General features: G+C 43.7%; 13 protein-coding genes. 12 read left to right on the forward strand and 1 reads right to left on the reverse strand.

What is annotated here, in order from left to right:
- Window positions 1-44 precede the first annotated feature (44 nt).
- Complete coding sequence (gene bfmS / locus FTU83_RS04890) at window positions 45-1,706, forward strand: sensor histidine kinase BfmS (protein WP_180105810.1); 1,662 nt, start codon at window positions 45-47, stop codon at window positions 1,704-1,706.
- A gap of 92 nt (window positions 1,707-1,798) precedes the next feature.
- Here bfmS and FTU83_RS04895 read toward each other — a convergent pair whose 3' ends face one another.
- Window positions 1,799-2,155 (reverse strand): hypothetical protein, encoded by a 357-nt coding sequence (locus FTU83_RS04895; protein WP_180009319.1) that lies wholly within the window; start codon window positions 2,153-2,155, stop codon window positions 1,799-1,801.
- 567 nt (window positions 2,156-2,722) lie between these two features.
- Here FTU83_RS04895 and ndhC point away from each other — a divergent pair.
- The 11 genes from ndhC to nuoL all read left to right on the forward strand — a co-directional run bounded on the left by ndhC (window position 2,723) and on the right by nuoL (window position 14,665).
- The gene (gene ndhC / locus FTU83_RS04900; RefSeq protein WP_078191106.1) at window positions 2,723-3,271 is read left to right on the forward strand and encodes an NADH-quinone oxidoreductase subunit A; all 549 of its coding nucleotides are present in this window, start codon (window positions 2,723-2,725) and stop codon (window positions 3,269-3,271) included.
- Window positions 3,272-3,277: 6 nt separating this feature from the next.
- Entirely contained in the window at window positions 3,278-3,955 is a 678-nt protein-coding gene (locus FTU83_RS04905) for an NADH-quinone oxidoreductase subunit B family protein (RefSeq protein WP_078191105.1), read from the forward strand.
- 87 nt (window positions 3,956-4,042) lie between these two features.
- Window positions 4,043-5,830, forward strand: a complete 1,788-nt coding sequence (gene nuoC / locus FTU83_RS04910) for an NADH-quinone oxidoreductase subunit C/D (protein ID WP_078191104.1) — start codon at window positions 4,043-4,045, stop codon at window positions 5,828-5,830.
- 14 nt (window positions 5,831-5,844) lie between these two features.
- Window positions 5,845-6,354 (forward strand): NADH-quinone oxidoreductase subunit NuoE, encoded by a 510-nt coding sequence (gene nuoE / locus FTU83_RS04915; RefSeq protein ID WP_078191103.1) that lies wholly within the window; start codon window positions 5,845-5,847, stop codon window positions 6,352-6,354.
- On the forward strand, window positions 6,351-7,682 hold the full coding sequence (nuoF, locus tag FTU83_RS04920) for an NADH-quinone oxidoreductase subunit NuoF (RefSeq protein ID WP_168378564.1): 1,332 nt from the start codon (window positions 6,351-6,353) through the stop codon (window positions 7,680-7,682). The genes nuoE and nuoF overlap by 4 nt, the downstream gene beginning before the upstream one ends.
- 11 nt (window positions 7,683-7,693) lie before the next feature.
- On the forward strand, window positions 7,694-10,372 hold the full coding sequence (gene nuoG, locus FTU83_RS04925; RefSeq protein WP_111884891.1) for an NADH-quinone oxidoreductase subunit NuoG: 2,679 nt from the start codon (window positions 7,694-7,696) through the stop codon (window positions 10,370-10,372).
- A gap of 3 nt (window positions 10,373-10,375) precedes the next feature.
- Window positions 10,376-11,392: an NADH-quinone oxidoreductase subunit NuoH gene (gene nuoH, locus FTU83_RS04930; protein ID WP_078191100.1), complete on the forward strand. Its 1,017-nt coding sequence runs from the start codon at window positions 10,376-10,378 to the stop codon at window positions 11,390-11,392.
- An 18-nt stretch (window positions 11,393-11,410) separates the two neighbouring features.
- Window positions 11,411-11,953, forward strand: coding sequence for an NADH-quinone oxidoreductase subunit NuoI (gene nuoI / locus FTU83_RS04935; protein WP_078191099.1), 543 nt, complete (start codon window positions 11,411-11,413; stop codon window positions 11,951-11,953).
- A complete protein-coding gene (nuoJ, locus tag FTU83_RS04940; RefSeq protein WP_171262661.1) occupies window positions 11,953-12,471 on the forward strand; it encodes an NADH-quinone oxidoreductase subunit J in 519 nt (172 codons plus the stop codon). The genes nuoI and nuoJ overlap by 1 nt, the downstream gene beginning before the upstream one ends.
- Window positions 12,471-12,779, forward strand: a complete 309-nt coding sequence (gene nuoK, locus FTU83_RS04945; RefSeq protein ID WP_067665227.1) for an NADH-quinone oxidoreductase subunit NuoK — start codon at window positions 12,471-12,473, stop codon at window positions 12,777-12,779. The genes nuoJ and nuoK overlap by 1 nt, the downstream gene beginning before the upstream one ends.
- On the forward strand, window positions 12,776-14,665 hold the full coding sequence (nuoL, locus tag FTU83_RS04950; protein ID WP_180105811.1) for an NADH-quinone oxidoreductase subunit L: 1,890 nt from the start codon (window positions 12,776-12,778) through the stop codon (window positions 14,663-14,665). The genes nuoK and nuoL overlap by 4 nt, the downstream gene beginning before the upstream one ends.

Below are 14,665 nucleotides of genomic sequence, written 5' to 3' on the forward strand. Positions count from 1 at the left end.
GTAAAATGCCGTCCCTAAGTTTGGCAAAGTAGGACACTTTTTACGTGTTTAAACACAGTATATTTTTGCGCGTCTACGCGGGACTACTGATATTAGTCTTCTTAGTCGCTACATTTGGCTATTTGCTGGTACAGATCATCAACTACCAGCGCGCGCAAGAATATCGTGAGTCGCTTACTGACGGCTTGGCTTTCATTATTAGTGAAGGTATTGCACGTCAGCCAAACGAACAGCAAAAGTCGGATTGGGTGTCAGATGCATCTGATCTACTTGAGTTGCCGATCTATTATGTCAAAGCTAATCAGGTAGATTTAACCCGAGCGGAAACAAAACGTATAGAAGAGCGTAAAGCTGTGGTGCGTTGGGATGCACAAACTACGGCAGCCTATATTATTATTGGCTTAAAAGATGACCCTGCGCATCTGCTGTATATCAAAGCCGATAATATTTCAGAACGCCAAATGAAGGCGTTGCCTGTCTTTATACTGGATTATTTGGTTTATTACCCTGGTCAAGAAAAACAATATCTTGAAAAAATTCAGCATCATTTTTCATATCCAATTTCAATTCAAAATGTTCAGAGTTTACCTTTAGATTCTGAGCAAATCGGCCGACTACGTTTAGATCACAGCATTATTTTGTATCGTGATAGTGCTACGGAGCGCGGCACAACCATTTCGATCGTATCGCCAATTCCAAGTTCAACATCAGAAGTCTTGGTTATGGGGCCGGTACCATTATTTAATTGGATGCCTTTCCAATTGGCAGCTGGTATTACGCTACTGAGCTTGTTTGTCTTGAGCTTGGGTGTTTATGGTCTATTGGTGCCGATGCAACGTAAGCTGCGTGCTGTAAATTATGCGTTAAATAAAATGAAGGGCGGGGACTTATCTGTACGTCTGCCTGTCGAAAGTACCGATGAATTTGGTACCTTGGCATCGAGCTATAACTCGATGTCAGATCATATTGAGCGTTTAATTGAAGCGCAGCGTGAGTTGATGCGCGCGGTATCTCATGAATTGCGAACACCTGTGGCGCGGATTCGCTTTGGTGTAGAAATGATGGCGGATGAAGATGACTATGAATACCGTCAGCAGCAAGTTGAACAAATCGACAAAGATATTGAAGCGCTTAACACCTTAATTGATGAAATCATGACTTATGCCAAGCTCGAACAAGGCATGCCATCTTTGGAATTTGAAGATGTCAGCTTGTTTGAAGTTTTAGATCAGGTCTTGATTGAAACCGAAGCCTTAAAGACGGGGAAAACTTTGGAATTGCAAGCACCACCGATTGGGGTGATTGTTGAAACCGAGCGACGCTACTTACATCGCGTTGTACAAAACTTGGTGGGTAATGCAGTGCGTTATTGTGATGATAAAGTGCTGATTAGTGGTGGTGTGAATGACGAAGGCATGGCTTATATTTGTGTTGAAGATGATGGCCCCGGCATTCCAGAAGAAGATCGTAAGCGTATTTTTGATGCCTTTGCACGCTTAGATGATAGTCGTACCCGTGCTTCAGGGGGCTATGGTTTAGGTTTATCGATTGTTAGCCGTATTGCTTATTGGTTTGGTGGAACAGTTGGTATTGATGGAAGTCCAACATTGGGTGGGGCGCGTTTTACCATGACATGGCCTGCGACACGTTTTAAGAAGAATAAGCCGAAGCTAGATGGTAAAGAGCTTAGTGCCAATGAAAGCTAAACAGCCTAAGAAATCTAACTCAGCTGTATTTAGCGAGTGGTACATATAAAAAGCCATTCAATTTGAATGGCTTTTTTACATCAGGTTTTTATTTATTCGGTAATCGTTGCATCAGGTTCAATAATGGGTTTGCCATTTTTCAGAGCAGCAAGGGCATCTGCATTGAAATCGATGAGTAAAGAGTTGTTTTTAGCATCGATAGAATAATTGCTAATGAGTTTTTGGTCGCCGTTTAGAGTCTCAATTTTATATTCATCTACAATATTCATAATCCCGCTAAGGTTGGTGGTTGCAGAAGCTAAATCTTGACGTAATAACTCATAGATATCACGTAAATCAAAAATGGCATTTTGAGCATCAGGGTGCTTATCTAAGTAGTTTTTAATATGGTGAATCACCAATTGCGCAGATAGAAAATAATCAGGTTTATGCGTAAATTCTAAAGTCATTATTGTCTCTCCGTTGTGATTGCTTTTTGTGTTTTAACTACAAATATCACACTCTTTATAGGTCGTGTCAAAGAATTGCAAAAAAGCCACAAGAAGCTAAAAAAATGTCTTTTTACATAGAACCAATACAGCTGGCTTTTCATTTGAAGAAAAGATCAAAAGCAAAAGAAGTGAATAAAGAAACAACAAAGTTGAGGTGGGGGAGTATTTATTTAATAAATGACACAGTTGATAAAAATACGCCAATTTGAACGTGTATGCTGAGAAATGAAGGGTTTGTTGATGAAACTGAACAGTCATAATTTTCTGATAAAATCACATAAATGTAATAATTAATAAAAAAATGCAATCTAATCTAATTAAGCGATTAATCCTAATTTTAAGGGAGTAAACCCAATTTAAATGCTGAAATGATTAAAAAATCATCCTAAAGACGAATACCGATAAGCTAGCAAGAAGCCTCCTCAATCAGGTACAATTGGCGGGATTAATTTTGTGTTTGGTGTATTTGAAGGCCAATACATACATTCTTTGTTAATAAATAGGCCTGCCAGGAGTTATCCCCGCATGAGTGCCATTACTCCATACGATTGGGCAATTATTGCCTTCGTGATCGGCGTTACATTCCTTTGCGTCTTTATGCTGACCGTCCCTTTACTCCTTGGGGGTAAATCATGGGGTCGTGCTAAGCAAGAGCAGTTTGAGTCAGGTGTAGTAGGTGCTGGTGGTGCACGTATTCGCTTGTCTGCGAAATTCTATTTAGTTGCAATTTTCTTCGTCGTGTTTGATATCGAAGCACTTTATCTATATGCATGGTCTACTTCTGTTCGTGAAGCAGGCTGGTTTGGTTTTACTACCGTGGTTATTTTTGTGGTCGATTTATTGATTGCTTTAATTTACGCGGTAAAAGTAGGTGCATTAGATTGGGCGCCTTCTGATAAGCGTAAAGCTGCAGGTAAAGCGTTGAAAATTGGTTCACCAAATATGGACATCGCAGAAATCACACGCTTTAACTCTATTGAAGAGTTGGTTATGGACCCTACAGGTCAAATTCCAGCGCAATCATCTGGTCGTGTGAAATCTAAGTCACCGACTGCATCATCTGACAAGGAGTAAGACGGGATGAAATATACATTAACCCGTGCGAATCCGGATGCTGATCAATATCCACTTCAAGAGCGTCAAATCGTTACCGATCCGCTTGAAGAAGAAGTGAATAAAAATGTGTTCATGACTCGTTTAGAGGATGTTGCGCATACAGCAGTAAACTGGGGTCGTAAAAACTCAGTTTGGCCGTTTAACTTTGGTACATCTTGCTGCTACGTAGAGTATGCAACGACTTTAACAGGCGTGCATGACTTGTCACGTTTCGGTGCCGAGGTTATTCGTGCTTCACCACGTCAGGCTGACTTGATGATTGTTGCAGGTACATGCTTCATGAAAATGGCGCCTGTAATTCAACGTTTGTACGAGCAAATGCTTGAGCCTAAATGGGTAATCTCAATGGGCGCATGTGCAAACTCTGGTGGTATGTACGACATTTATTCAGTTGTACAAGGTGTGGATAAAATCATCCCTGTCGATGTGTATATCCCGGGTTGCCCACCACGTCCTGAAGCTTTAATTCAGGCATTGATGTTATTGCAAGACCAGATTCAACTTGAGCGCCGTCCTTTATCGGCCGTGATTGGTGATGATCTTAAGCCAGTGTATAAGCCAAAGATGATGCCAGAACGTGACCGTAAGAACGCACAGCGTATTGCAGTGAAAAACTTACGCTCAATGGATGAAATTAAATAATCACTGCGACGAAATATTGATACACCCGGACTGGGTGTAATTGTCGTTTTGATTGACTGAATTTGTATTAAATAGGAAGCCAAGCCAATGGCTGAAACTGACATTGCTATGCCAGAATCAACTCCAGTTGATTCCCGCCCTGCATTTGCAATTGTAGAAGAGCTCAAAACCAAATTTGGTGAGAACTTCTACGTGCAAACGACTTTTGAAGACTTTCCAACAGTCTGGGTTGAGCGCGCACGTGTACAAGAAGTTTTAATGTTCTTGCGTACGGTGTCACGTCCATACGTGATGCTGTTTGACTTGTCTGCGGTTGATGAGCGTTTACGTACACACCGCGATGGTCTGCCTGCATCTGACTTCACTGTGTTCTATCACTTGTTATCGTTAGAGCGTAACAGTGATATTCGTATCAAGGTTGCATTAGCTGAGAATGATGTAAACATTCCAACGGCAACCAATATTTGGCCGAATGCCAACTGGTACGAACGTGAAGCTTACGACATGTTTGGTATCAACTTCGAAGGGCATCCAATGCTCCGTCGTATCTTGTTGCCAACATATTGGGAAGGTCACCCGTTACGTAAAGAATATTCTGCACGTGCGACCGAATACACGCCTTATCGCCAAAACCAAGCGAAACAGGATTACGAACAAGAACATCTTCGTTTCGTACCTGAAGATTGGGGTATGAAGCGTGGGAACGATGATGAAGACTTCATGTTCCTAAACTTGGGTCCTAACCATCCATCTGCGCACGGTGCCTTCCGTGTGATCTTGCAGTTGGACGGTGAAGAAGTGAAAGACTGTGTTCCTGACATCGGCTATCACCACCGTGGTGTGGAAAAAATGGCTGAGCGTCAAACATGGCACTCATTCATTCCGTATACAGACCGTGTTGACTACTTAGGTGGTTGTGCGCAAAACATGCCTTACGTTCTTGGCGTAGAGCAAATGGCAGGGATTACCGTTCCTGATCGTGCACAATGTATCCGTGTCATGATGTCTGAATTGTTCCGTATCAATAACCACTTATTGTTCATTGGTACTGCGATTCAGGATGCCGGCGGTATGACCCCAGTATTCTATATGTTCGCTGACCGTCAAAAAATCTATGACGCGATCGAAGCGATCACGGGTTACCGTATGCACCCAGCATGGTTCCGTATCGGTGGTACAGCGCATGACTTGCCAAACAACTGGCAGCACCTCATTCGCGAAATCCTAGATTGGATGCCGAAGCGTATGAACGAGTACTACACTGCAGCACTGAAAAACTCAGTGTTTATCGGTCGTACCCGTAATGTTGCTCAGTATGATGCTAAATCTGCATTGGCTTGGGGTGTAACGGGTACTGGTCTACGTGCTACAGGTATTGATTTCGACGTTCGTAAATACCGTCCTTATAGCGGCTACGAAAACTACGACTTCGATGTGCCTTTAGAGTACGAAGGCGATGCTTATGCACGTGTTCTTGTTCACTTCCGTGAAATTGAAGAATCGCTGAAAATCATCAAGCAATGTTTAGACAACATGCCTTCTGGTGCATACAAAGCAGACCATCCACTGGCTGTTCCACCACCAAAAGATAAAACTTTACAAGACATCGAAACATTGATTACGCACTTCTTGAGCGTGTCATGGGGTCCTGTAATGCCAGCAGGCGAAAGCTCTGTAATGGCGGAAGTGGTAAAAGGTGCGTCGAACTACTACTTGACTTCAGATAAGTCAACGATGAGTTACCGTACACGTATCCGTACACCAACCTTCACGCACTTACAGCAAATGCCTTCTGTGATTAACGGCAGCTTAATGTCTGACTTAATCATTTATTTAGCGACAATTGACGTCGTAATGGCTGACGTGGATCGCTAAGGGGTAATCGCATTATGATGATTTTGACTGACAAAAAACCACGTGTGAACGTTGAAGGGATTTTAACTGCGGAAGAAATCCACGATATCGAACATCACATTGGTCACTATCCGTACCCACGCGCAGCATGTCTTGATGCGTTGAAGTGTGTACAACGCCGTAATGGCTGGGTAGATGATGCACAGATGAATGCTATTGCTCAATTGCTTAGCATGAGCCTTGCAGACCTAGAAGGTGTTGCTACTTTCTATAACCGTATTTACCGTCAACCAGTTGGTCGCCACGTAATTTTATTATGTGACTCGATTGCTTGCTTCTTGATGGGCGCGGAAACACTTGCTGAAGCATTCCAGCGTGAATTAGGCATTTCATTTGGTCAAACGACTGCAGATGGTCGCTTTACTTTATTGCCAATTTGCTGCCTAGGTAACTGTGACAAAGGTCCGACGTTAATGATTGACGAAGACACTCACGGTCTAGTTGAAGTGACTTCAATTAAACAGTTATTGGAGAAGTATGTATGAATACTGAACCAAAACCAATTTATGGCGACGGTAACCCAGAAACTCACCCATTAACTTGGCGTTTGAGCAAACAGGAACACGTACGCAGTGCAGATGATTACGAAGCACTTGAAGGTTATGCTGGCTTTAAGAAAGCTGTTGGCATGCAACCGAAAGAAGTTCTTGAAGTAATCAAAGCTGCGACTGTAAAAGGTCGTGGTGGTGCGGGCTTCCCAGCAGGGATCAAATGGTCGCTTATGGCACCAAATGATAACTCAGGTCCTCGTTACCTCATCTGTAATGCCGATGAAATGGAACCAGGTACCTTTAAAGACCGTCTGTTGATGGAAAAACTTCCTCATCAGTTGATCGAAGGGATGTTGATTGCTGCTTATACATTAGAAGCAACACAAGGTTATATCTTCATCCGTGGTGAATACATCGAAGCGGCTCAATACTTAAATGAAGCATTGGACCAAATTCGTGCCAAAGGTTACTTAGGTGAAAACATCCTAGGTACTGGTTGGAACTTTGAGTTACACGTGCATACCGGTGCGGGTCGTTATATCTGTGGTGAAGAAACTGCATTGATTAACTCGCTTGAAGGTCGCCGTGCGAACCCACGTACTAAACCGCCATTCCCACAAGTTGCAGGTGCTTGGGGTCGTCCTACGATTGTTAACAACGTAGAGACTTACAACAACTTACCCGCAATTATGCTTCGTGGCCCTGAATGGTATATCGGTTTATCTGAAGGTAAGTCGAAAGATCCAGGTACTAAAATCTACGGTGCATCAGGTAAGGTAACTTTCCCAGGTCTTTGGGAACTTCCATTTGGTACAACTGCGCGTGAAGTGATTGAAGATCATGCCGGTGGTATGCGTGATGGTTTAAAACTCAAAGCATGGTTACCGGGTGGTGCTTCTACAGACTTCCTTGCTGCTGAACACATTGACCTTCCTATGGATGCTGAAAGCATCATGAAAGCAGGTTCACGTTTAGGTACGTGTTTGCTCATGGTGGTTGATGAAACTCAGTGTATGGTTTCTGCGACACGTAACTTAGAAGAATTCTTTGCGCGTGAATCTTGCGGTTGGTGTACACCATGCCGTGATGGCTTACCTTGGGCGGTTAAAGCGCTTAAAGCCTTGGAAGATGGCACAGGTAAGAAAGAAGATATCGATCACTTACAAGAACTTACTCGTAAGCTTTGGATTGGTAAAACTTTCTGTGCGCATGCTCCAGGTGCGATGGAACCGTTAATGGGCGCACTCAAACATTTCCGTGGCGAGTTTGAAGCTAAAGTCGTAAATGCGGCAGCTCAAACTAGCAACGTAGAACAAGCTTAAGGAATTCGACTATGGCTACAATTCATGTCGATGGAAAATCGTATGAAGTCAACGGCTCAGAGAACTTGCTACAAGCATGTCTTAGCCTTGGCATCGACATCCCATACTTTTGTTGGCATCCATCCTTAGGTTCTGTCGGTTCTTGCCGTCAATGTGCTGTGACTCAATACGCGAATCCTGAAGATACTCGCGGTCGTTTAGTTATGTCATGTATGACGCCTGCATCTGACAATACCTACATCTCGATTGAAGATGACGAAGCAAAAAATTTCCGTGCTTCTGTTGTTGAATTCTTGATGACCAACCACCCACACGACTGCCCAGTCTGTGAAGAGGGTGGTCATTGTCATTTACAAGATATGACTGTAATGACTCAGCATGACCGTCGTCGTTACCGCTTCACAAAACGTACGCATTACAACCAAGAGCTAGGCTCTTTCATTTCTCATGAAATGAACCGTTGTATTGCGTGCTACCGTTGTGTGCGTTACTACAAAGATTATGCAGGTGGTACAGACTTTGGTGTGTATGCAAACGCTTCGCGTGTTTACTTTGGTCGTCCAGAATCAGGTACTTTAGAATCTGAATTCTCTGGTAACTTGACTGAAGTGTGCCCAACAGGTGTATTCACAGATAAAACTCACTCTGAACGCTATAACCGTAAATGGGACATGCAGTATGCGCCAAGCGTATGCCAAGGCTGTTCTTCAGGTTGTAACATCTCTCCAGGTGAACGTTATGGCGAACTACGTCGTGTAGAAAACCGCTTTAACGGTGACGTGAACCAATACTTCCTTTGCGATAAAGGTCGTTTCGGTACAGGTTATGTGAACCGTGAAGATCGTCCACGTCAACCACAATTCCGTTCTGGTGCAAATGTAACTACAGTTTCTGTAGACCAAGCATTGGATACCGTAATTGAAAATATCCAAGGCAAAAAAGTATTGGGTATCGGTTCACCACGTGCATCACTTGAATCAAACTTCGCGCTTCGCGAACTTGTAGGTCAAGACAACTTCTCAACGGGTATGTCTCAAAAAGAGCAAAAACTTGTTGAACTTGCAGCTTCTATTATGCAAACCGAAGGTGTTTATAACCCTGGTATGCGTGAAATCGAAAGCTACGATGCTGTGTTGATTTTGGGTGAAGATCTGACTCAAACTGCGCCTCGTATGGCTCTATCTGTTCGCCAAGCTGCGAAAAATAAAGCTAAAGAAATGGCTGCAGAGCGCCGTACGCAAGAGTGGTTGGCTGAGCCTGTACAACGTATTGCTCAAGATGCCAAATCTCCGATTTACATCCTTGCTGCAACTCAAACACGTTTAGCTGATGTTGCAACAGGTGAAGTTGTTGCATCACCTAACGACATTGCACGTTTAGGTTTTGCGGTCGCAGCTGCTGTCAAAGGTGAAGTGATCTTAGGTTTGGATGACGATGCAAAAGCATTTGCACAAACCATTGCTGACACTTTAAAAGCTGCGAAAAAACCATTAATCATCTCTGGTACAAGCTTGCAAGACGCATCAATCATGGAAGCTGCTGCACAAGTTGCACAGAACCTTGGTAATGCGGGCTTAACATTGACTGTTCCTGAAGTGAACTCAATGGGCTTAGCGATCTTTGGTGGTCAAAGTTTAGAACAAGCATTCGCACAAGATTACGATACCGTGATCGTGGTGGAAAATGACCTTTATCGTCGTTTACCAGCCGCGCAGGTGAATGCTGCACTTTCTGGTAAAGAAGTGATCGTACTTGATCATTCTGAAACTGAAACTGTGAAAAAAGCCAACATCGTACTTTCTGCTGCTTCATTTGCTGAAGGTGATGGTACTGTTGTCTCTCAGGAAGGCCGTGCACAACGTTTCTACCAAGTGTATGACCCAAGCTACTACAAACCAGAACTTGCGATCAAAGAATCTTGGCGCTGGTTACATGCCATTGAAACTGGCGTGAAAGGCAAAGCGATTTCTTGGACAGTTCTTGATGATGTGATCGAGTCAGTAGCGAAAAACGTTCCTGCACTTGAAGCAATTCAAGACGTAGCACCAGATGCTGGCTTCCGTGTACATGGTCTGAAAGTGGCACGTGAACCACGTCGTTACTCAGGTCGTACTGCGATGCGCGCACCACTTTCTATTCATGAACCAAAACAACCAGTCGATAAAGACTCTGCGTTGACGTTCTCTATGGAAGGTTATGTAGGTAACCAAACTCCAGCTTCACTTGTACCATTTGCTTGGTCTGCAGGTTGGAACTCTCCACAAGCTTGGAACAAATTCCAAGACAACGTGGGTGGTCACTTAAAAGGTGGTGATGCAGGCGTTCGTTTATTCGATCGTTTAGCGAAACGTCCAGCACGTACTTTCGTTGCACCTGCACCTGTTGCGGTTAATGGTGAGAGCTTCCGTCTTGTGCCGATGCATCACATCTTCGCTTCTGGTGAATTTACAGTGAAAACTCCTGCGATGGAATCACGTATTCCTGAAGCAATGTTTGCTGTGGGTGAACAAGATGCAGCACGCTTAAATGTTCAAGATGGTCAACGTATCGCTGTGAAAGCAGGGGATGCTGAAATCGTCCTTCCAGTTCAAGTGATTGAATACTTACCTACAGGTTATATCGGTTACCCAGTGGGTCTAGCACCTACAGTATCGCTTGCAGAACCTGTTTCAGTCGCGGTAGGAGTGTAATTCATGGAACAAGAATTAATCCGTCAAACGCCGCTGTGGGCTGAAAACTGGCCAATCGCCTATTCAGTTCTTCAAGCGATTGTGATCTTACTGGTTGTAGTGTTGATTGCTGCGTTGATGTCTTTTATTGAACGTCGTTTACTCGGCTTGTGGCAAGACCGTTACGGTCCGAACCGTGTAGGTCCGGGCGGTATGTTCCAGATCGTTGCCGACATGCTGAAAATCATGTTCAAAGAAGACTGGACACCAAAATTTGCTGACAAATTGACTTTCCGTATGGCTCCAGCAGTTGCGATGGCAACTGCGGTGCTATCGTTCATGGTTATTCCTGTTTCACCTTATCTAGGTGTTTCAGACATGAGCATCGGTCTATTGTTCTTTATGGCAATGGCTGGTATTGCTGTATACGCAGTATTGTTCGGTGGTTGGTCATCAAATAACAAATACGCATTACTTGGTGGTTTACGTTCTGCCGCTCAAACCATTTCTTATGAAGTGTTCTTGGGTATTTCACTGATGGGTGTGGTTGCGATTGCAGGCTCATTCAACATGCGTGAAATTGTTGAAGCTCAACGTGATGTTTGGTTTGTTATTCCTCAGTTCTTAGGTTTCTTGATCTTCGTGGTTGCGGGTGTTGCGGTAACTCACCGTCATCCATTTGACCAACCAGAAGCAGAACAAGAATTGGCGGAAGGTTACCATGTCGAATACGGCGGTATGAAATGGGGTATGTTCTTCGTTGCGGAATACGTCAACGTAGTACTGATCTCTGCATTAATCGTGACTTTATTCTTCGGTGGTTGGTTAGCGCCTTTCAACCTAGATATTCCATTCATTCCAGCTGCATTCTGGTTCATTATTAAAACAGCATTCTTTGTAATGATGTTTGTCTTGGCTCGTGGCTCTTTAATGCGTCCACGTTATGACCAAGTCATGAACTTTGGTTGGAAAATTTGCTTGCCATTGGCGTTGGTTAACCTTCTGGTAACTGGTGCTGTGATTCTAATGAATCAGGCCTAAGACAGCAGGGAGAATAAAATGTTTAAATTTCTAGCTGGATTTGGGTCAATTGTACGTTCGTTGTGGATGGTATTCTCACACGCGACACGTAAACGTGACACTATTTTATATCCAGAGGTTAAAGCGGAAGACATCGTACCACCACGTTTCCGTGGTCGTATCGTGTTAACGCGTGACCCTGATGGTGAAGAGCGCTGTGTAGCATGTAACCTTTGTGCGGTTGCATGTCCAGTCGGCTGTATTTCACTACAAAAAGCTGAAAAAGAAGATGGTCGTTGGTATCCGGAGTTTTTCCGTATCAACTTCTCACGTTGTATTTTCTGCGGTATGTGTGAAGAAGCATGTCCTACGACTGCGATTCAAATGACACCTGACTTTGAGTTAGGTGAGTATGTTCGTCAGGACTTAGTATATGAGAAAGAAAACCTTCTTATCTCAGGTCCTGGTAAATACCCAGACTATAACTTCTACCGCGTAACAGGTATGGCTGTTGCTGGTAAAGATAAAGGTCAGGCTCAACGCGAAAGCACACCAGTTGATGTACGGAGTCTATTACCATGATGTGGCCATTTTATTTGATGGCGCTTGTGGCCATCGTCTCTACCGTTCGTGTTGTAACTAACACGAACCCAGTACACGCTTTATTAAGCTTGATTATCTCTTTACTTGCAGTTGCAGGTATCTTCATGATCGTGGGTGCGCCGTTTGCCGGTGCCCTCGAAATTATCGTTTACGCTGGCGCAATCATGGTGCTATTCGTATTCGTCGTGATGATGCTGAATCTTGGTCAAAATACAGTTGAACAAGAAAGCAAATGGCTGACTTCTTCAGCGTGGGCATATCCTGCGTTGATGAGCTTTCTAATGGGTCTAATCCTTGTTTGGATGTTGAAGTCAGACTACACAACTGCAGGCACTGTCATGGGTGCTCAAGTTGTCGGTCCGAAAGAAGTGGGTACTTCACTCTTTACTCAGTACTTATTGCTGGTTGAAGTTGCTGCGATGTTATTGCTTGGCGCACTTGTCGCTGCATTCCATCTTGGCAAACGTGAGCCAGGTGCAGAAGAGGACAAAGAATAATGGGCAACATCCCTTTAGAACATGGTTTGATCGTTGCAACCATTCTTTTTGCACTGGGTTTTTACGGTGTGATGGTTCGACGCAACCTACTATTTATTTTAATGAGCCTTGAAATCATGATGAACGCTGCTGCTTTAGCGTTCGTTTTGGCAGGAAGCGCATGGGCACAGCCAGATGGTCAAGTGATGTTTATCTTGATCTTAACGCTTGCTGCAGCAGAGGCGTGTATCGGTCTTGCGATCGTCCTTCAGTTCTATCATCGCTTCCATCATCTGGATGTGGATGCTGCTAGTGAGATGCGCGGATGAGTTATTTATATTTAACAGTACTTTTCCCGCTAATTGGTTTTATCCTGTTGGCGGCAGGTCGTAAAAACCTTCCTGAATCAGTTGCTGCAATTATTGGTGCAGGTTCAGTTGGTCTTTCAGCTTTATTTGCATTAATTGCCGGTATCGACTTTGTTAATAATGGTTCAGTTGCAACAACTCAGCATCTTTGGACTTGGTTCAGTGCAGGTAACTTAGCACCGGGCTTCACGCTTCATTTAGATGGCTTATCATTATTGATGATGGGCATGATTACAGGTGTGGGTTTCTTAATTCACATCTTTGCAACATGGTACATGCGTGGCGAAGAAGACTTTGCACGTTTCTTCTCATACTTCAACCTATTCGTAGCAAGCATGCTGCTTTTAGTGTTGGGTGACAACTTAGCGTTGTTATTCCTCGGTTGGGAAGGTGTAGGTCTATGTTCATACCTATTGATTGGTTACTACTACCAAACACCTGCAAACGGTTTTGCTGCAATTAAAGCATTCACCGTGACACGTGTGGGTGACGTATTCCTACTAATCGCATTGTTCTTGATCTACCAACAATTCGGCACTTTAAACATTGCAGAAGTTGTAGCTGCTGCGCCAACAGTTTTGGCTCAGAGTTCTTCAATTGCGATTTGGACTGCATTGATGTTGTTCTTGGGTGCTGCAGGTAAATCTGCTCAGATCCCATTACAAACATGGTTGGCAGATGCGATGGCTGGTCCTACACCAGTATCTGCATTGATCCACGCAGCAACAATGGTAACAGCGGGTGTTTACCTATGTAGCCGTATGTTCAGCGTGTTTGAACAAGCGCCAGAAGTGATGATGTTCATCTCAATCACTGGTGCGGTGACATTGTTGGTTGCAGGCTTTGCTGCATTGGTACAAACAGACATCAAACGTATTCTTGCTTACTCAACTATGAGTCAGTTGGGTTATATGTTTATGGCTGTAGGTGCTGAAGCTTACCAAGCAGGTCTATTCCACATGCTGACTCACGCATTCTTCAAGGCATTATTATTCTTGTCTTCTGGTGCTGTGATTTTGGCTTACCATCATGAACAAAACATCTTCAAGATGGGTGGTCTATTCCACAAAAACAAATTCTTGTTTGCTTGTTTCGCGATTGGTGGCGGTGCATTGGCAGCGATTCCATTCATCACGATCGGCTTCTTCTCGAAAGATGCGATTCTTGGTGCGGTATGGGTGAAAGGTCAAGCGATTGCAGTTTATGACTGCTTGTACTGGACTGGTGTAGCAGGTGCGTTCTTAACTTCAATTTATACATTCCGTCTTATTTGGGTTGTATTCTTTGGTAAAGAAAACACGCCTTACCATGAAATCAAAGGTGTTACTTACTGGGGTCCATTGGCGATTCTTGCAGTGCTTTCAACTGGTTTAGCTTATGTATTAAAAGCACCAGTAACGAATATTTTAAATGCTGCACAAATCCCAGCGTTTGATATTCCAGAAGCACTAGAACACGGTATGCATAGCGCTGAATACACAGCTGTTGGTATTGCACTTGCAGGTCTTGCAGTTGGCGTGGTGTTATTTGCCTTTGCTTATGGTGCAGTGAAATCGTTCGCGAAAACTTCACTGGGCGCGGGTCTTGCAAATATCTGTCGTAATGCACTTGGTTTCGATGCTTTGTATAACATTGTTTTCGTTAAGCCTTATTTGCTACTGGCTAAAATCTTTGGTCGTGATCCAATTGACGGCTTATGGCTTGTATTGCCTGCACTTGTTAAAGGCGGTAATAGCTTTACAAGTTCACGTCAAACAGGTTCATTGCGTGAATACGCATCTAGTATGGCATTCGGTACGTTTGCATTACTATTGATCCTGGTCGTGATTCAGGTCGTGGGGAAATAA

This window comes from Acinetobacter sp. YH12152, from assembly GCF_013418285.1.
In the GTDB taxonomy this organism is placed as follows: Bacteria; Pseudomonadota; Gammaproteobacteria; order Pseudomonadales; family Moraxellaceae; genus Acinetobacter; species Acinetobacter amyesii.

Bases quoted from the DNA above. Each gene is read 5' to 3' on its own strand.
- FTU83_RS04895 (WP_180009319.1), bottom strand. From the start codon at position 2,155: ATGACTTTAGAATTTACGCATAAACCTGATTATTTTCTATCTGCGCAA.
- ndhC (WP_078191106.1), top strand. From the start codon at position 2,723: ATGAGTGCCATTACTCCATACGATTGGGCAATTATTGCCTTCGTGATC.
- FTU83_RS04905 (WP_078191105.1), top strand. From the start codon at position 3,278: ATGAAATATACATTAACCCGTGCGAATCCGGATGCTGATCAATATCCA.
- nuoC (WP_078191104.1), top strand. From the start codon at position 4,043: ATGGCTGAAACTGACATTGCTATGCCAGAATCAACTCCAGTTGATTCC.
- nuoE (WP_078191103.1), top strand. From the start codon at position 5,845: ATGATGATTTTGACTGACAAAAAACCACGTGTGAACGTTGAAGGGATT.
- nuoF (WP_168378564.1), top strand. From the start codon at position 6,351: ATGAATACTGAACCAAAACCAATTTATGGCGACGGTAACCCAGAAACT.
- nuoG (WP_111884891.1), top strand. From the start codon at position 7,694: ATGGCTACAATTCATGTCGATGGAAAATCGTATGAAGTCAACGGCTCA.
- nuoH (WP_078191100.1), top strand. From the start codon at position 10,376: ATGGAACAAGAATTAATCCGTCAAACGCCGCTGTGGGCTGAAAACTGG.
- nuoI (WP_078191099.1), top strand. From the start codon at position 11,411: ATGTTTAAATTTCTAGCTGGATTTGGGTCAATTGTACGTTCGTTGTGG.
- nuoJ (WP_171262661.1), top strand. From the start codon at position 11,953: ATGTGGCCATTTTATTTGATGGCGCTTGTGGCCATCGTCTCTACCGTT.
- nuoK (WP_067665227.1), top strand. From the start codon at position 12,471: ATGGGCAACATCCCTTTAGAACATGGTTTGATCGTTGCAACCATTCTT.
- nuoL (WP_180105811.1), top strand. From the start codon at position 12,776: ATGAGTTATTTATATTTAACAGTACTTTTCCCGCTAATTGGTTTTATC.